The organism is Streptomyces sp. NBC_00433, assembly GCA_036015235.1.
GTDB lineage: Bacteria > Actinomycetota > Actinomycetes > Streptomycetales > Streptomycetaceae > Actinacidiphila.
The window spans coordinates 3922906-3939256 of record CP107926.1 but is presented as its reverse complement, the minus strand read 5'-3'; the positions used below and the strand labels follow the sequence as shown (position 1 = coordinate 3939256).

The window sequence follows — 16351 nt, the reverse complement described above, 5'->3', positions numbered from 1 at the left end:
CCCCAGGTCGGCCGGTACGGTGGCGCCCCCGGGCCGGAACCTGCCGGTGGCGGGTAGTGCCGATCAGGCCAGGGCCTAGACTCCCTCCGTATAGATCGGCTAAAGATCCAACAGGAACACTGGACACCACCGGTCGGTGGGTGAACGAGTCAACGAGGGGCGGACGGACGTGGACTACTTCCACGGCTACTCGGTCGTCGGCCTGGTCGCGGTCGTCGGTGTGCTCTTCGTTTCCGTCGCCTTCGCCTCCGGCCGCCTGCTGCGGCCGGTCGTGCCGACGCCGGAGAAGATGCTCACCTACGAGTGCGGGGTCGACCCGGTGGGCGGGGACTGGGCGCACACCCAGATCCGCTACTACGTGTACTCCTACCTGTACGTGATCTTCGCGGTCGACGCGATCTTCCTCTTCCCCTGGGCGACGGTCTTCGCCGCGCCCGGCTTCGGGGGCACGACGCTGGTGGAGATGTTCGTCTTCATCGGCTTCCTCGCGGTCGGGCTGCTCTACGCCTGGAAGAAGGGCGTCCTGGAATGGACCTGACCCCGGCCTCCCCGGCCGACCCCACCGCCTCGGCCGCGCCGGGCGGCGCCTCCGCCGCGCCTCCCGAACTGCTGCCCGAGCCGCGCCGGCTCGGCACGCTGTCCCGGCTCGCGCCGCAGCCGATGAAGGTGGTCCTGAACTGGGGCCGCCGCTACAGCCTGTGGGTCTTCAACTTCGGGCTCGCCTGCTGCGCCATCGAATTCATCGCCGCGTCCATGTCGCGGCACGACTTCATCAGGCTCGGCGTGATCCCCTTCGCGCCCGGTCCGCGCCAGGCCGACCTGATGATCGTCTCGGGCACGGTGACGGACAAGATGGCGCCGGCCGTCAAGCGGCTCTACGAGCAGATGCCCGAGCCGAAGTACGTCATCTCCTTCGGCGCCTGCTCCAACTGCGGCGGCCCGTACTGGGACTCCTACTCGGTGACCAAGGGCGTCGACCAGATCATCCCGGTCGACGTCTACGTCCCCGGCTGCCCGCCGCGGCCCGAGGCGCTGCTCCAGGGCATCCTCAAGCTGCAGGAGAAGATCGCCCGCGAGTCGCTGGGGGAGCGGTACGCGCCCGCCAAGCCCTCCGTCCAGGCGCTGACCAGCGGGCTCGTCGCCGCACCTGCCCCGAAGGCCCCGCCCGCCCCGGCCGCCGGAGACCCCGGGGACACGCCGTGACCGGATGGCTGCCGCGCGAGGCCGCGGACATCTTCGGCGCGGGCGCCACCGCCGAGGAGGCGTACGACCTGCTGACCGTCGACGTGCCGCCCGGGTCGTGGGAGGCGGCGCTGACCACCGCCCGCGACGAGCTGGGCTGCACCTTCTTCGACTGGCTGAGCGCGGTCGACGAGCCCGGCACCGGTTTCCGGGTGTGCGCGCACGTGGTGGCCCTGGCCGGCGGCCCGGCGGGCGGCGGCGTACGGCGGCTGCTGCTGCGTACGACCGTCGGGTACGACGACCCCGCCCTGCCCACCGCGACCGGCGTCCACCCGGGCGCGGCCTGGCACGAGCGGGAGACGCACGAGATGTTCGGCGTCGCCTTCACCGGACACCCCGGGCTCGCGCCGCTGCTGCTGCCCGAGGAGTTCGAGGGGCACCCGCTGCGCAAGGACTTCGTGCTCGCCGCCCGGGTCGCGAAGGCCTGGCCCGGCGCGAAGGAGCCGGGGGAGTCGCACGACGGCGGCCCGAAGCGGCGGCAGATGCAGCCGCCCGGGGTGCCTGACCCGAACGAGTGGGGCCCGCTCAAGGGCCAGCTCCCGCCGGCCCCCGCCCGCCCGGCCCGCGCCGCCCGCGGTGCGGCTGCCGCGGCGCCCGGCGAACGCCCGGCCCGCCGCACCCGCAGCGTGACCGAGGGCTCCGCGAGCCAGAGCCAGGACGCGCCCTGGCAACGCCCGGCGGCCGCTCCGAAGGAGCCCCCGGCGGAGACGCCGGCCGAGGCCCCGGTGGAGCCCCCGGCTGAGCCGCCGGCCCCTGAGGACTCGCCCGCGTCCGACCCGCCCGCCCCGAAGGACCCGCCCGCCCCGAAGGAACCGCCCGCAGAAGGAGGCGACCCCGCATGAACGACACGCTCGACGTCGTGCTGCGGCTGGTCGCCGTCCTCGTCGTCTTCCTGGTCTTCCCGCTGCTGGTCGGCCAGACCGAGCACAAGGTCATGGCGCACATGCAGGGCCGGCTCGGCCCGATGTACGCCGGCGGCTTCCACGGCTGGGCGCAGCTCGTCGCCGACGGCGTGAAATTCGCGCAGAAGGAGGACATCGTCCCGGCCGACGCCGACCGCCGGGTCTTCCAGCTCGCGCCGGCCGTGGCCCTGCTGCCGTATCTGCTGGTGCTCATCGTGATCCCGGTCGGCCCCGACGGCTTCGTCGGGCAGACCGTGGACGCCGGGCTGATCTTCGTCCTGGCCGTGATGGGCGTCGGCGTGCTCGGCTCGCTGATGGCCGGCTGGGCGTCGGCGAACAAGTTCTCGCTGCTCGGCGGCCTGCGCACGGCCGCCCAGCTGATGGCGTACGAGCTGCCGATGCTGCTGGCCGCCGCCTCGGTGGCGATGGCGGCAGGCACCCTGTCGCTGCCCGGCATCGTCGACGGCTACCACTGGTGGTGGACACCCTGGCAGCTCGTCGGCGGCGTCGTCTTCTTCACCGCCGGGCTCGCCGAGCTCCAGCGGCCGCCGTTCGACATGCCGGTCGCCGACTCCGAGATCATCTTCGGCGCCTACACCGAATACACCGGGCTGCGCTTCGCGCTGTTCCTGCTCGCCGAATACGCCGGCATCGTCGTGCTGTGCGCGCTGACCACCGTGCTCTTCCTCGGCGGCTGGCACGGCCCGTGGTCGGGCAGCGCCGGGTGGGTGTGGACGCTGGTCAAGACCGCGCTGCTGGCCTTCGTCGTGATCTGGCTGCGGGTCAGCTACCCGCGGCTGCGCGAGGACCAGCTGCAGAAGCTCGCCTGGACCGTGCTCATCCCGCTGTCCCTCGCCCAGATCGCCCTGACCGGCGTCGTCAAGGTGGTGATCTCCTAGCCATGGCATCTCTTTCCGGCATCCCGGGATCCGGTCTCGCCAAGGGCCTGGCCGTCACCCTGCGGACCATGACGAAGCGTTCCGTCACCGCCCAATATCCCGACGCGCTGCCCGAACTCCCGCCGCGCAGCCGCGGCGTGATCGCGCTGTTCGAGGAGAACTGCACGGTGTGCATGCTGTGCGCGCGCGAGTGCCCCGACTGGTGCATCTACATCGACTCCCACAAGGAGACCGCCCCGCCTGCCGCCCCCGGCGGGCGCGAGCGCAGCCGGAACGTCCTGGACCGTTTCGCCATCGACTTCTCCCTGTGCATGTACTGCGGTATCTGTATCGAGGTGTGCCCCTTCGACGCGCTGTTCTGGTCACCGGAGTTCGAGTACGCGGAGACGGACATCCTCGACCTGACGCACGAGCGCGACAAGCTGCGCGACTGGATGTGGACGGTGCCCGCCCCGCCCGCGCTCGACCCCGCGGCGGAGGAGCCGAAGGAGATCGCCGCGGCGCGCAAGGCTGCGGAGAAGGCGGCAGCGGCCGCCGCGGCCGGACAGGCCGACGGGAGCGATCGGGCCGACCGCAGCGCCCGCAGCGGCGACCAGGGAAAGGGTGACGCGTGAACCTCAGCGCCGCCGCCCACCACCCCGGCTTCCTCTCCCCGACCGGCGTCGAGATCACCTTCGTGCTGATCGGCCTCGCCACCCTCGGCGCCGCCCTGCTGACCGTGACCACCCGGCAGCTGGTGCACGCCGCCCTGTGGCTGGTCGTCGCACTCGGCGGCCTCGCCGTCGAATACCTGCTGCTCACCGCTGAATTCATCGCCTGGGTGCAGGTGCTGATCTACGTGGGCTCCGTCGTCGTCCTCCTCCTCTTCGGCCTGATGCTGACCAAGGCGCCCATCGGCCGCTCCGCGGACGCCGACTCCGAGAACCGGCCGGTCGCCCTCGGGGTCGCGGCCGCCGCCGCGGCCGCCCTGGTGTGGGTGGTGGTGGACGCCTTCCGCACCACCTGGATCAATCTGCACGGCGTCGTGCAGGGCTCCTCCCGGGCCACCGGCGAGAGCCTCTTCCGGCACTGGGTGCTGCCCTTCGAGGCGCTGTCGGTGCTGCTGCTCGCCGCGCTGGTCGGCGCGATCGTGCTGTCCCGCCGCGACACCCCGCCCCCGGCCGCCCAAGCCGCCGCCCCGGCCGCCGACGCGAACCCCTCGGCCGACGCCGACGCCGACGCCGACGCCGGCAAGGAGCACCGCTGATGCACCTCGCCTATCCCGCCGTCCTCGCCGTCCTCCTCTTCTGCGTCGGCCTCTACGGTGTGCTCGCCCGCCGCAACGCGATCCTCGTCCTGATGTCCGTCGAGCTGATGCTCAACGCCGTCAACCTCAACCTGGTCGCCTTCGACGTCTGGCTGCGCGACACCCTGCACGCCGGCCAGGCGCTGACCCTCTTCACCATCACCATCGCCGCCGCCGAGATCGGCCTCGGCCTGGCGATCGTGCTGCTCGTCTTCCGCCAGCGCGGCAGCTCCGACATCGACCGGCTCACCGGCCTCGCGGAACCGCACGGCCCGGAGGCACCGCAGGGACCCGACGCAACCGGTGCCACCCCCGCACCGGCGGCCGACGACGAGAAGGCCGAGGCCACCGCGTGACCCTGATCGCCCTTGCCGCGCTCGTACCCCTCCTGCCCTTCCTGGGCGCGGCCGCCGGACTGCTGCTCGGCCGGCGCTCACCCGGCTTCGTCCGCCCGCTGGCCGTGCTGCCCGTCGCGGCCTCCTTCGTGCTCGCCGCGATCACCGCCGCCCGACAGGGCACCGGCGCCCCCACCGACGGCGCGCACCGGCTGACCGTCACCGGGTCCGTGCCGATCGACCTGGCCCTGCACCTGGACGGCTTCTCGGTCCTGGTCGCCGTCCTGGTCGGCCTGGTCGCGACCTGCGTGCAGCTCTACTCCGTCTCCTATCTGCGCGACGACCCGCGCTACCCCTCCTACGCCGCCCTGGTCTCGCTCTTCACCTCCGCGATGCTGCTGGTCGTCTACACCGGCGACCTGATGGTGCTGCTGGTCGGCTGGGAGGTGATGGGCATCTGCTCCTACTTCCTGGTCGGGCACTACTGGGAGACCGAGGCCGCCCGCGCCGCCTCGATCAAGGCCTTCCTGGTCACCAAGCTCGGCGACGTCCCCTTCCTGATCGGGGTGTTCGCGCTCGCCGCCGACGCGCACACCTTCCGTATCACCGGCATCCTCGACGCCGCCTCGCACGGGCAGCTGCACCACCCCACCGTGGTCGCGCTGCTGCTGCTCGCCGGAGTCGCCGGCAAGTCCGCGCAATTCCCGCTGCACACCTGGCTGCCCGACGCCATGGCCGGCCCCACCCCGGTGTCCGCGCTGATCCACGCGGCCACCATGGTCGCCGCCGGCATCTACCTGGTCGCCAGGCTGCTGCCGGTCTTCACCGCGTCGGCCGCCGCACTGGCCGTGCTCGCCGCGATGGCCGCCGTGACGATGGTCGGCTCCGGGCTCGCCGCCCTCGCGCAGGACGACATCAAACGCGTGCTGGCCTACTCCACGATCGGCCAGCTCGGCTACATGGCCGGCGCGCTGGCCGTCGGCGACCGCGACGCCGCCGTCTTCCACCTCCTCTCGCACGGTGCCTTCAAGGCCCTGCTCTTCCTGGGCGCGGGCGTCGTCATCCACGCGGCGGGCACCAACTCGCTCACCGCGATGTCCCGGATGGGCTCGCTCGGCAAACGCGTCCCCGACGCCATGTGGACGATGGGCCTGGCGCTCGCCGCGCTCGCCGCCCTCCCCCCGCTGTCCGGCTTCTTCTCCAAGGAGTCGGTGCTGCGGGCCGCCGAGCACGCCTCAGCGGGCGACACCGCGCACGTGCCGTCGGCGGTCGGCTGGACCGTGCTCGTCGCGGGACTGGCCGCGGCCCTGCTCACCGCCGGCTACGCCACCCGGCTCTTCCTGCTGGCTTTCCGCGGCAGCGGCCCCGACGTCGCCGACCACGGCAGGCAGCCCGTCGTGATGACCAGCGTGCTGTGGGTGCTCGCCATCCCCACCCTGGCCTTCGGCGGCCTCACCTACCGCGAGCTGCCCGACTGGTTCGGCGGCGCCCCGCTCGGCCCGACCCTGGTCACCTCCGTCCTCGGAACCGGACTCGCCCTCGTGGGCGTACTGATCACCTACGGCGCCTGGTCCGCGACCACCGCGACCCGCAAGGCCGTACCCGTGGGAGCGGTGGTCACCGCCGACCCCGACGCGGAGCCCGCCCTCGTCGAGGCCGAGGCGACGGCCACCCACGAGGAGATCTACGGCGACATCGCCGCCGCCGACGACCCCGGCGACCCGGGCCGGCTGCTGCTCGGCCCGCTGCACCCGCTCGCCGCCCACGGCTTCCGCCTCGACGCCGTCTACAGCGCGCTCTTCGTCCGCCCGGTGCTCGCCGCCGCGAGCCTGGTCCGCTTCCTGGACCGCGAGGTCATCGAGACCTACGTCCGCGCCGCCGGCGGCACCCCGCGCCTGCTCGGCGCGGCCGTCCGCAGGGCCCAGAACGGAAACGTCCAGACCTACCTCAGCGCGCTGCTGGCCGGCGCCGTGGTGCTCGCCGTCCTCGTCGCCGTCGGAGGCTGAGAACCAGTGAACGACACCGCCCTCCAGTACGTCCTCGCGGCGATCGTGGTGCTGCCGCTGCTCGGCTCGGCCGGCGCCCTGCTCCCGCCGCCGCCCGGTCTGCGCGGCCGCGGCCCCGACCAGGCGGTGCTGCGGCACGGGGTGACCGTGACCGGCGCCGTCCTGATCCTCTCCGTCGTCCTCGCGGCCGGCTTCGACCACGACCACCCGGCGAGGATGCAGGCAAGCACCGACCTCAACTGGATCCCCGCGCTGAGGATCCACCTCCACCTCGGCGTCGACGGCATCTCCCTCCCCCTCCTGGTACTGAGCGCGCTGCTGACCTTCCTGTGCGCGCTCTACTCCTACTTCCACCTGCCGGCCGGCGGCTCCGCCAAATCCTTCGTCGCGCTGCTGCTCCTGCTGGAAGCGGGCACGCTGGCCACCTTCTCCGTGCTCGACCTGATGCTGTTCTTCCTGGCCTTCGAGACGGTCCTCATCCCGATGTACTTCCTGATCGCCCGCTGGGGCGGCGGCGACCGGGAACGATCGGCCCTGCGCTTCATCGTCTACACCCTCCTCGGCTCCGTGATCATGCTGCTCGGCCTGCTCCTCATCGGGGTGAAAGCGGGCACATTCGACATGGTGGCACTCGCCACTGACAACGGGTCACACCTCAGTCACTCCACGCAGGTGATCGCCGTCCTCGCCATCGGCCTCGGCCTGGCGATCAAGGCCCCGATGTGGCCGCTGCACAGCTGGCTCCCCGACGCCCACACCGCCGCCCCGACCGTCGGCTCCGTGCTGCTGGCCGGGGTGCTGCTGAAGATGGGCACCTACGGCCTGGTGCGGATCGTGCTGCCCGACACGCCGAGCGGCATCCACACCTTCGCCCCCTACCTGGCCGCCTTCGCCGTCGTCGGCATCATCTACGGCTCGCTCGCCTGCCTCGCGCTCGCCCGCCGCGGCAACGGCGGCGACCTCAAGCGGCTCATCGCCTACTCCTCCGTCGGCCACATGGGCTTCGTGCTGCTCGGCATCGCCTCGCTGAACGCCACCGGCGTCAACGGCGCGCTCTTCGCCAACATCGCCCACGGCCTGATCACCGGCCTGCTCTTCTTCCTGGTCGGCGCGGTCAAGGACCGCTACGGCTCCAGCGACCTCGACCAGCTCGCCGGACACACCGGCGCCGCCCTCTACGGCCGCGCCCCCCGGCTCGGCGGCCTGCTCGCCTTCGCCGCCGTCGCCTCCCTCGGGCTGCCAGGCCTGGCCGGATTCTGGGGCGAGATGCTCGCGATGTTCGGGGCTTTCGAACCCGGCGCCGGCCTGAGCCGCCCCGCGTACCTCACCTTCACCGCCCTCGCCGCCTTCGGCACCCTGCTGACCGCCGGCTATCTGCTGACCGTGGTCCGCAGGGTCTGCATGGGCGACCGGGAGACCACCGAGCTGCGGCCCGCGCTCGCCGACGTCAAGGCGTACGAATTCGCCGCCTGGACACCGCTGGCCGCCCTCACCGTCCTGGCCGGCCTGTGGCCCGCCGCCCTGCTCGGGCTCACCGACCCGGCCGTACGCTCCCTGCTCGGAGGCCACTGATGGCATCCCTCGTGCAGCCCGTCGACTGGACGGCGCTCACCCCCGTGCTCATCCCGGCAGCGCTCGCCGTGGCCGTCCTGGTCGCCGACCTCTTCCTGCCGGCGGAGCGCAAACCGCTGCTGGGCTGGATCACCGCCGCCGGGCTCGCCGCTGCCGCGCTCACCGTGATCCCGCTGCGCGACGGCCACCGCACGACCTTCTGCCAGCCCGGGACCGGCGGCGGCTGCTCCTATGCCGCCGACCACTTCACCCTGGTCATCCAGGTCCTGGTGCTGGGCGGGGCGCTGCTGACCGCGCTGCTGTCGATCGGCACGACGGAGCGGATCCCGGCGGGCGAATACTGGTTCCTGCTGCTGTCCTCCGCCGCCGGCGCCGCCCTGCTTCCCGCCTCCCGCGACCTGGCCACGCTGATCGTCGCCCTCGAAGTGACGACGCTGCCCGCCTTCGCCCTGGTCGGCCTGCGCCGCGACGACCGGCTGTCCAGCGAGGCCGCGCTCAAGTTCTTCCTGACCTCGGTGACCGCCACCGCCGTCTCGCTGCTCGGCATCAGCTTCGTCTACGCCGCCACCGGCTCCCTGCAGCTGAACGCCGTCGCGGAGGGCCTCACCCACACCCCCGACCAGCTGCACACCCTGGCCAGGGCCGGCGTCGCCCTCACCCTGGTCGGCTTCGCCTTCAAGCTGGCCGTCGCCCCCTTCCAGTTCTGGGTGCCCGACACCTATGCGGGCGCCCCGCTGCCGGTCGCCGCGTACCTGTCGGTCGTCGGCAAGGCGGCCGGCTTCTCCGGGCTGATCCTGGTCACCGTCGTCGCCTTCCGCCCGTACTCCCATGTGTGGGGCCCGGCGATAGGGGTCTTGGCCGCGCTCACCATGACGGTGGGCAATGTCGGCGCCCTCCGCCAGCGCCCCGACGTGCCGCGCGGCGCGGTAAGGCTGCTGGCCTGGTCCTCGATCGGCCAGGCCGGCTATCTGCTGGTCCCGCTCGCCGCCGCCGCGTCCGCCGACGACCCGGCGCACGAGATCGGCACCACCGTCGCGTACGCGCTGATGTACGCCGTGGTGAACCTCGGCGCCTTCGCGGCCGTCGCCCTGGTCGAGCGCACCGCCCCGCACAGCCGCCTCGCCGACTACCGCGGCCTGTACGCCGCCCGCCCCGCCGCGGCCCTGGCGCTGGCCTTCTTCCTGCTCTGCCTGGCGGGACTGCCGCCCGGCGTCATCGGCCTCTTCGCCAAGGTCGCCGTCTTCTCCTCGGCGGTCGGCACCCAGCACGGCTGGCTCGCGGTGATCATGGCGGTCAACGTCGTCATCGCCCTCGTCTACTACCTGCGCTGGACGGCCCTGCTCTTCACCGCGGCGCAGCGGCGTACCGACACGACCGTGACCGCCGAGGGCGCCGCCGCGGCCCGCACCCCCGCCGGGCTCGCCCTGGCCCTCGCCCTGACCGCGGTCGCCGGAGTCGTCCTGTCGGGAGCCCCGCAGCTGATCCTGCGCTACGCCCAGGGCGCCCTGCTCTGACCGGTTCGTCAACCGGCCCGGACCCGGTCCGCCCCAGGTCCGGGCCGGTCGCAGTCCGTACGCGGGTGCCAGGCGGGCGGTAGGCGGGCGGTACGCACAAGGGAACTAGCACCGTCCCGGTGGCGTTGAGCAGAGCAGGGGGTTTTCCTTAGGGAAAGCATCCCCGGAGAGAGCATCCCCCCGGCCACACCGCAGAATCTGGAGGGCGCACGTGCACCGCCGGCACAACGGGTTGAAGACCGCCGTACTCCTCGGTGGCCTGTCCGCACTCATCCTGGTCATCGGCAGCTTCTTCGGCCGGACCGGGCTCATCGTGGCGCTCGTCATCGCCCTGGGCACCAATGCGTACGCGTACTGGAACAGCGACAAGCTGGCTCTACGCGCGATGCGCGCCCGCCCGGTCAGCGAGATCGAGGCGCCCGCGCTTTACCGGATCGTGCGCGAGCTGTCGACGGCCGCCCGGCAGCCCATGCCGCGGCTCTACATCTCGCCGACCGAGGCGCCCAACGCCTTCGCCACCGGCCGCAACCCGCGCAATGCCGCGGTCTGCTGCACCGAGGGCATCATGGGCATCCTCGACGAGCGCGAGCTGCGCGGGGTCATCGGGCACGAGCTGAGCCACGTCTACAACCGCGACATCCTCATCTCCTCCGTCGCGGGCACGCTCGCCTCCGTCGTGGTCTTCCTGGTCAACTTCGCCTGGCTCATCCCCGTCGGCCGCTCGGACGACGACGAGGGGCCCGGTCTCATCGGCCTGCTGCTGATGATGATCCTCGGCCCGATCGCCGCGTCCGTGATCCAGCTCGCCGTCTCCCGCTCCCGCGAATACGAAGCCGACGCCTCGGGCTCCCGCCTGACCGGCGATCCGCTGGCCCTGGCCTCCGCGCTGCGCAAGCTCGACGCCGGCACGAAGCAGCTCCCGCTGCCGCCCGAGCCGCGCCTGGAGACCGCCAGCCACATGATGATCGCGAACCCGTTCCGCCCGGGAACCGCCTCCAAGCTCTTCTCGACCCACCCCCCGATGGCCGAGCGGATCTCCCGCCTGGAGCAGATGGCCGGCGGCCGCTGAGCCGGGCCCGACGAGACGCCGGGCCCGACGAGACGCCGGGCCCGACGAGACGCCGGGCCCGACGAGACGCCGAGCCCGACGAGACGAGGGGCCGGGTCAGACGACCCGGCCGAAGGCCTCGTCGCTGGGCACGATCTCCCGCCCGAGCGGCATCAGGGAGACCGGGATGAGCTTGAGGTTCGCCCAGCCGAAGGGGATGCCGATGATCGAGATGAACAGCGGGATGCTGGTGATCAGGTGCCCGAGGGCGAGCCACCAGCCCGCGAAGATCAGCCAGATCACATTGCCCGCGAAGGACGGCGCTCCCGCGTCGGGGCGCTCCACCGCCGTCCGACCGAATGGCCACAGGACGTAGCCGGCGATCCTCAGGGAGGCGACGCCGAAGGGGATGGTGACGATCAGGAGGAAGCAGATCAGGGCGGCGACGGTGTAAGCGATCGCCATCCAGATTCCGCAGAAGATCAACCACAGGACGTTCAACACCAACCTGAGTACACCCACGGTCAGCACCTCTACCCGTCTCTCGGCCTTGTCAGCCTGTCACCACCAGTATCCGACCATGATGTGCCCGGCGGAACCGGAGAGGGCTTTCGAGTGACGGCACGGGGCCGCACCGAGCCCGTCCCCGCCACCGCGCGCCTCCCGTGCCCCGCCGGTCGCGCCAGGCCCCGCCGGGCCCCGGCCGGCCCGCTCGGGCCCCTGGTCAGAAGGCTGTGCCCTGCTAGTGTCGGCTGGGGAGGTGCACGGTTGTGGACGTTGAGGCGCTCAGCAGGCAAACCGTCGGCGTGGGGGTGCCGGCCGCCCTCGCCGGTCACGCTGCGTGCCTGCTCCGCGGTGCCTACCTCCTCACCACCCAGCTCGCCCCGGACTTCGGCGACACCGCGGACACCGCCGGCCGCCTCCGCGACTTCCGGGTGCTCGACGCGCTCGGCGAGCCCGGCGCCGCGTCCTCGCAGCAGGACCTCGGCGACCGTCTCGGCATAAACCGCACCACCATGGTCAAGCTGATCGACCGCTTCGAGGCCGCGGGCCAGGTCACCCGGGCGCGCAACCCCGACGACCGCCGCTCGTACGTCCTGGCGCTCACCGAGGACGGCAGGGCCGCCGTCGAGGCGATGGGCCCGGCAGTCTCCGCCGCCGACGACCGGCTCACCGCGGCACTGACCGCCGCCGAGCGCGACCGCCTCGACGCCCTGCTCGCCGAGCTGCTGTCCCGCCCCGCGCCCGCGCCCCACCGCACCGGTTCGCTGATCACCCAGGCCCACCACGTCGTACGCCACGGCGTCGAGGCCGCCCTCGCCGACAGCGGCCTGCAGCCCCGGCACTTCGGCGCGCTGGCCGTCGTGGCCGACGAGGCCCTCTCGCCCCTCTCGCAGCAGCAGCTCGCCCGACGGCTGGCCGTCAGCGAGCAGGCGGTGCTCCAGGTGGTGGACGACCTGGAGCTGGCCGGCCGGGTCGTCCGCGACCGGGACCCCCAGGACCGCCGCCGCTACGCCCTGCGCATCACCGAATCCGGCCGCCTCGCACTGGCCACCGCCCGCGCCGTCGTGGAGGCCGCGGAAGACGAGCTGGCCGCGACGCTGGGCACCGGTGGTCGCGCCGAACTGGCGGCACTGCTGGCGGCGCTGCTGCGTACCGACCTTCCGTAGGCGGCCAGGGGGTACGCCCGCGCCGCGTACGCCCGCGCCGCGTACGCCCGCGCCGCGTACGCCCGCGCCGCGTACGCCCGCGCCGCGTACGCTCGCGCGAGGATGGAAGCCGACCGGCAATGCTGCCGAGACGTCAAGGAGATGACCATGGCCACCCTGCAAGTCGGCGACAAGGCACCTGACTTCACGCTCCCCGACCAGTCCGGGCAGCAGGTGACGCTCAGCGGCTTCCTGGGCGAGAAGGTCGTGGTGCTCTACTTCTACCCCAAGGACAACACCCGCGGCTGTACCGCGGAGGCGTGCAGCTTCCGCGACAGCTACGAGAGCTTCACGGACGCCGGAGCCGTGGTGATCGGCGTCAGCTCCGACTCGGTGGCGTCACACGAGAAATTCGCCGGGCGGCACGAACTGCCCTTCACCCTGCTCTCGGACGCCGGCCGGGCCGTGCGCAAGCTGTACGGCGCCGCCACGCTGGGCGGTGTGGTCCCGGGGCGCATCACCTTCGTCATCGACAAGGACGGCGTCATCCGCCACGCCTTCTCCTCGATGATGAACATCGGCGGCCACATCGACGACGCCCTCGCCGTGGTCAAGGAACTCCAGACCGCGCAGTAGGGCGAGCGAGAGGGCCGCCGGGGCGCCTGCGCGCCCTGACGGCCCCGCCGGTCGGCGTCGGCCGCAGGCCTCAGCGGCAGGTCTCAGCGGTAGTTGACGAACTGCAGCGCGAAGTCCAGGTCCTTGTCCTTGAGCAGTGCCTGCACCGCCTGAAGGTCGTCCCTGCTCTTCGAGCTGACCCGCAGCTCCTCGCCCTGCACCTGGGCCTTCACGCCCTTCGGCCCCTCATCCCGGATGATCTTCGCGACCTTCTTGGCGTTCTCCTGCGAGATGCCTTCCTCGATCGACGCGAAGATCTTGTACTCCTTGCCGGACAGCTGCGGCTCGCCGGCGTCCAGCGCCTTGAGCGAGATCCCGCGCTTGACCAGCTTCGTCTCGAAGACGTCCAGGATCGCCTTGACGCGCTCCTCGGAATTCGCCTCCATGAGGATCTTCTCGCCCGACCACGCGATCGACGCTCCGACGTTCTTGAAGTCGTAGCGCTGCGAAATCTCCTTCGCGGCCTGGTTGAGGGCGTTGTCGACCTCCTGCCGCTCGACCTTCGAGACGATGTCGAAACTGGAGTCGGCCATCTTCAGTGGGCTCCTTGACTGTGTTCCATCGGCGTTCCATCGATCGATCTTTCCCACGGCCCGTCGCCGGCCCGTCACCCACCACCCTAGCCACCGCGCACCCCCCAGCGCGCTGATCAATCCAGTGGCGAACCACCCCTGCGCATCGGGTATCGTTTACGTCGTCGCCACAGACCACCGCGCACAGCGGTCCATGTCCGGGGCGTCATTCCATGGCGGTATGCCCGAGCGGCCAATGGGAGCGGACTGTAAATCCGTCGGCTTAGCCTACCGTGGTTCGAATCCACGTGCCGCCACATGGAGAGGTCCCTGACCTGCAGCGATGCAGGTCGGGGACCTTTGTTTTGCCCGGCCCGGGGGCGCCCGGATCCCACCCGGACCCCGGCCCGCCGTTTACCACTGGGATCGCGCCCTCCACGCTCGTGTTCGAGGATGTCTGGGGCCTCGAAGGCGGCCTCACCTTCCAGGCCACCGGTTTCCGCCGGTACCTGCGTCGGGTGCCCCAGCGTTCGCCCCGGCTCGTACTGGCGCACCGTCAGCGTGGAGGGGGGCTCCTTCGCCGCGACCGCTTTCGTCTGACGATCGGGCCGGGTCAGGTGCGCCAGAGCCAGGCGAAGAGGGCGGCGCAGGCGCCCATGGTGATCAGGATGGCGATCAGCCGGACTGTCATCTCCTGCGATTCGATCGCCCGCTGCACTGTCCGCCACAATCCGTTGAAGACCACGGCACACCTCCCGCCACACCGCGGATGGTCCACGCTGTCGCCGATCATCCGCTGATCCTCACGGTGCGGGCGCCGTGGCGGTACGTGGTGCGCCACGCCGGGCAGATCACCCGAATGTGTGTCCATCGGACGTCGGGAGCAGGCCGGTCACGCCCAGGGGGGTGCGGTGGGCGAGGACCTTGCGGTGGGTGATGCGCCAGCCGGCCGGGGTGCGGGTGACGGTGTCGTCGTAGGTGACGGTGCCGCAGGTGCCGGTCGTGGTGACGGCGATGCCCTTGGACAGGGCGCGGACGCGGCCGTCGGCGACTTCGGTCAGGACGGTGTTGGTGACGTGGTGGCCGAGCGGGTTGCGGTCGCCCAGGGCGAGGGCCGCGTCGCGGACGGCGGCCAGGCCGTGCAGGGGCGGCTGGCCGAAGTCGGTGAGGTCGTAGACGGCGTCGGGGGTGAACAGCTCGTCCATCAGGTCGAAGCGCCCGCTGTCGACCAGGTGGCCGTGCATCGCGATCAGGTCGGTGACGGCCGTCCGGTCCTCGTGGGTCAGTGCCATCGGTTCCCCCTCGAAGCGGCGATACGGGGAAGTCCCCATTTATCTTTCGGTAGATTAGTGGGGACCTCCCCACTTCTCAACCCGTGGAGAAACCAGTGGCACATGGCGGCGGACCGGCACCCGTACCCCATCGGGCCCGCAGGGCGGACGCGGCCCGCAATGCGGAGCTGCTGCTCGCCGCCGCGAAGCGGCTCTTCGCGCAGGAGGGGCCGGACGTCGCGCTCGACGAGGTGGCCCGGGGGGCAGGGCTCGGCAATGCCACGCTCTACCGGCACTTCCCCACCCGCGGCGACCTGCTCGTGGCCGTCTACGCCGACGAGGTCGCCGAACTGTGCCAGGGGGCCGGCCTCCTGGCGGAGCGACACCCGCCGGGTGACGCCCTCTTCGCCTGGCTGGACGACTTCGTCGTCCACGTCGCCACCAAGCGCACGCTGGCACTCGCGGTCACCGAGGGGCCCGACGAGCGGCGCACGGAACTCTTCGAGCGCTGGCACGAGTCGATGAGGTCGACTGCCGACGGGCTGCTCGCGCGGGCGCGCGCCGCCGGGGCCGTACGCGGCGACCTCGCCGTCGGCGACCTGCTCGCACTGGTCAGCGGCGCCGCCATGACCGCGGCCGACGCGGTCCACGCACGGCGGCTGCTGGCGATCATGCGCCAGGGCTTCGCCCCGCCCGCCGGGTGAGGCGAAGCCGGGCGGCGGCGCGGCGAATCCCGCCTCCCGGACTCCGCCCGCGTCAGGCGAGCCGCCCGACCGCCGTGGCGATCTCGGTGTCCCCGGAGATCAGCTCCAGCGTCAGCCCCGCGGTCGCCGGCGCGTCCAGCAGTGCGAGCAGGACGGCGGCGACGTCGTCCCGCGGCACCGAGCCGCGGCCCGTGCTGCCCGCGGACAGGTTCACCCGCCCCGTGCCCGGGTCGTCCGTCAGCCCGCCCGGGCGCAGGATCGTCCAGGCCAGGGACTCACGTGCCCGGATCGCGTCGTCCGCGGCGCCCTTCGCCCGCAGATACGCCCGGAAAACCGGCTCCTCGTACGACGAGTCCGCGTCCGCGCCCATGGACGACACGACCAGGAAGCGGCGTACGCCCGCCTGCTCGGCCGCGTCCGCGAGCAGTACGGCCGCGTCGCGGTCGACGGTCTGCTTCCGGTCCACCCCGCTGCCCGCCCCCGCGCCCGCGGCGAAGACGGCGGCGTCCGCGCCGGCCAGGGCGGCCGCCACGGCGTCGGCGGTCGCCGACTCCAGGTCCAGGACGACGGCTTCGGCGCCGGCCTGCCTGAGGTCGTCGGCCTGGGCCGGATTCCTGATCAGTCCGGCCACGGAGTCCCCTCGGGCGGAGAGGAGGCGCTCAAGGCGCAGGGCGATCTGGCCGTGGCCGCCGGCAATTACGGTGCGCATTGTCCGACGGTACGTCGCGCGGGGCGGG

19 protein-coding genes and 1 tRNA gene are annotated in these 16351 nt (G+C 72.3%); 15 read left to right on the top strand and 5 right to left on the bottom strand.

Annotation, left to right across the window (positions count from 1 at the left end; all coding sequences use genetic code 11):
- Positions 1–136: 136 nt before the first annotated feature.
- The 11 genes from OG900_16470 (at position 137) to htpX (ending at position 10824) form a co-directional block, all read left to right on the top strand.
- Complete coding sequence (locus OG900_16470; GenBank protein ID WUH91546.1) at positions 137–538, top strand: NADH-quinone oxidoreductase subunit A; 402 nt, start codon at positions 137–139, stop codon at positions 536–538.
- The gene (locus tag OG900_16465; GenBank protein ID WUH91545.1) at positions 529–1203 is read left to right on the top strand and encodes an NADH-quinone oxidoreductase subunit B; all 675 of its coding nucleotides are present in this window, start codon (positions 529–531) and stop codon (positions 1201–1203) included. Before OG900_16470 ends, OG900_16465 begins: the two co-directional genes overlap by 10 nt.
- Complete coding sequence (locus tag OG900_16460; GenBank protein ID WUH91544.1) at positions 1200–2084, top strand: NADH-quinone oxidoreductase subunit C; 885 nt, start codon at positions 1200–1202, stop codon at positions 2082–2084. Before OG900_16465 ends, OG900_16460 begins: the two co-directional genes overlap by 4 nt.
- Positions 2081–3043: an NADH-quinone oxidoreductase subunit NuoH gene (nuoH, locus tag OG900_16455; protein ID WUH91543.1), complete on the top strand. Its 963-nt coding sequence runs from the start codon at positions 2081–2083 to the stop codon at positions 3041–3043. Before OG900_16460 ends, nuoH begins: the two co-directional genes overlap by 4 nt.
- 2 nt (positions 3044–3045) lie before the next feature.
- Positions 3046–3657: an NADH-quinone oxidoreductase subunit I gene (locus OG900_16450; GenBank protein ID WUH91542.1), complete on the top strand. Its 612-nt coding sequence runs from the start codon at positions 3046–3048 to the stop codon at positions 3655–3657.
- Positions 3654–4289 (top strand): NADH-quinone oxidoreductase subunit J, encoded by a 636-nt coding sequence (locus tag OG900_16445; GenBank protein WUH91541.1) that lies wholly within the window; start codon positions 3654–3656, stop codon positions 4287–4289. The genes OG900_16450 and OG900_16445 overlap by 4 nt, the downstream gene beginning before the upstream one ends.
- A complete protein-coding gene (nuoK, locus tag OG900_16440; GenBank protein WUH91540.1) occupies positions 4289–4684 on the top strand; it encodes an NADH-quinone oxidoreductase subunit NuoK in 396 nt (131 codons plus the stop codon). Before OG900_16445 ends, nuoK begins: the two co-directional genes overlap by 1 nt.
- Positions 4681–6669 carry an NADH-quinone oxidoreductase subunit L gene (locus OG900_16435; GenBank protein ID WUH91539.1) on the top strand — a complete coding sequence of 663 codons (1989 nt, stop codon included), beginning with the start codon at positions 4681–4683 and terminating at the stop codon, positions 6667–6669. The genes nuoK and OG900_16435 overlap by 4 nt, the downstream gene beginning before the upstream one ends.
- 6 nt (positions 6670–6675) lie before the next feature.
- Entirely contained in the window at positions 6676–8241 is a 1566-nt protein-coding gene (locus OG900_16430; protein ID WUH91538.1) for an NADH-quinone oxidoreductase subunit M, read from the top strand.
- Entirely contained in the window at positions 8241–9755 is a 1515-nt protein-coding gene (locus OG900_16425; protein WUH91537.1) for an NADH-quinone oxidoreductase subunit N, read from the top strand. Before OG900_16430 ends, OG900_16425 begins: the two co-directional genes overlap by 1 nt.
- 211 nt (positions 9756–9966) lie before the next feature.
- Positions 9967–10824, top strand: coding sequence for a zinc metalloprotease HtpX (gene htpX, locus OG900_16420; GenBank protein ID WUH91536.1), 858 nt, complete (start codon positions 9967–9969; stop codon positions 10822–10824).
- 96 nt (positions 10825–10920) lie between these two features.
- Here the strand turns inward: htpX and OG900_16415 are convergent, their stop codons facing one another.
- On the bottom strand, positions 10921–11325 hold the full coding sequence (locus OG900_16415; protein ID WUH91535.1) for a YccF domain-containing protein: 405 nt from the start codon (positions 11323–11325) through the stop codon (positions 10921–10923).
- A 248-nt stretch (positions 11326–11573) separates the two neighbouring features.
- Here OG900_16415 and OG900_16410 point away from each other — a divergent pair, with 248 nt between their 5' ends.
- Positions 11574–12473 (top strand): MarR family transcriptional regulator, encoded by a 900-nt coding sequence (locus tag OG900_16410; GenBank protein ID WUH91534.1) that lies wholly within the window; start codon positions 11574–11576, stop codon positions 12471–12473.
- 147 nt (positions 12474–12620) lie between these two features.
- Positions 12621–13088 (top strand): peroxiredoxin, encoded by a 468-nt coding sequence (locus OG900_16405; GenBank protein ID WUH91533.1) that lies wholly within the window; start codon positions 12621–12623, stop codon positions 13086–13088.
- 83 nt (positions 13089–13171) lie between these two features.
- On the opposite strand, the gene OG900_16400 is transcribed toward OG900_16405, so the two are convergent.
- A complete protein-coding gene (locus tag OG900_16400) occupies positions 13172–13660 on the bottom strand; it encodes a YajQ family cyclic di-GMP-binding protein (GenBank protein ID WUH91532.1) in 489 nt (162 codons plus the stop codon).
- Between the two features lie 214 nt (positions 13661–13874).
- Here OG900_16400 and OG900_16395 point away from each other — a divergent pair.
- Positions 13875–13956: transfer RNA gene (locus OG900_16395), tRNA-Tyr, on the top strand.
- A 296-nt stretch (positions 13957–14252) separates the two neighbouring features.
- On the opposite strand, the gene OG900_16390 is transcribed toward OG900_16395, so the two are convergent.
- The gene (locus OG900_16390) at positions 14253–14432 is read right to left on the bottom strand and encodes a hypothetical protein (GenBank protein ID WUH91531.1); all 180 of its coding nucleotides are present in this window, start codon (positions 14430–14432) and stop codon (positions 14253–14255) included.
- Positions 14433–14490: 58 nt separating this feature from the next.
- Complete coding sequence (locus OG900_16385; protein WUH91530.1) at positions 14491–14931, bottom strand: nuclear transport factor 2 family protein; 441 nt, start codon at positions 14929–14931, stop codon at positions 14491–14493.
- Positions 14932–15026: 95 nt separating this feature from the next.
- On the opposite strand from OG900_16385, the gene OG900_16380 reads away from it, so the two are divergent.
- Positions 15027–15614 carry a TetR/AcrR family transcriptional regulator gene (locus tag OG900_16380; protein ID WUH91529.1) on the top strand — a complete coding sequence of 196 codons (588 nt, stop codon included), beginning with the start codon at positions 15027–15029 and terminating at the stop codon, positions 15612–15614.
- Positions 15615–15666: 52 nt separating this feature from the next.
- On the opposite strand, the gene OG900_16375 is transcribed toward OG900_16380, so the two are convergent.
- The gene (locus tag OG900_16375; GenBank protein WUH91528.1) at positions 15667–16323 is read right to left on the bottom strand and encodes an NAD(P)H-binding protein; all 657 of its coding nucleotides are present in this window, start codon (positions 16321–16323) and stop codon (positions 15667–15669) included.
- Positions 16324–16351 lie beyond the last annotated feature (28 nt).

Coding starts and splice junctions, on each gene's coding strand:
- OG900_16465 (WUH91545.1), top strand. CDS start 529: ATGGACCTGACCCCGGCCTCCCCGGCCGACCCCACCGCCTCGGCCGCG.
- nuoH (WUH91543.1), top strand. CDS start 2,081: ATGAACGACACGCTCGACGTCGTGCTGCGGCTGGTCGCCGTCCTCGTC.
- OG900_16450 (WUH91542.1), top strand. CDS start 3,046: ATGGCATCTCTTTCCGGCATCCCGGGATCCGGTCTCGCCAAGGGCCTG.
- nuoK (WUH91540.1), top strand. CDS start 4,289: ATGCACCTCGCCTATCCCGCCGTCCTCGCCGTCCTCCTCTTCTGCGTC.
- OG900_16425 (WUH91537.1), top strand. CDS start 8,241: ATGGCATCCCTCGTGCAGCCCGTCGACTGGACGGCGCTCACCCCCGTG.
- OG900_16405 (WUH91533.1), top strand. CDS start 12,621: ATGGCCACCCTGCAAGTCGGCGACAAGGCACCTGACTTCACGCTCCCC.
- OG900_16400 (WUH91532.1), bottom strand. CDS start 13,660: ATGGCCGACTCCAGTTTCGACATCGTCTCGAAGGTCGAGCGGCAGGAG.
- OG900_16390 (WUH91531.1), bottom strand. CDS start 14,432: ATGATCGGCGACAGCGTGGACCATCCGCGGTGTGGCGGGAGGTGTGCC.
- OG900_16385 (WUH91530.1), bottom strand. CDS start 14,931: ATGGCACTGACCCACGAGGACCGGACGGCCGTCACCGACCTGATCGCG.
- OG900_16375 (WUH91528.1), bottom strand. CDS start 16,323: ATGCGCACCGTAATTGCCGGCGGCCACGGCCAGATCGCCCTGCGCCTT.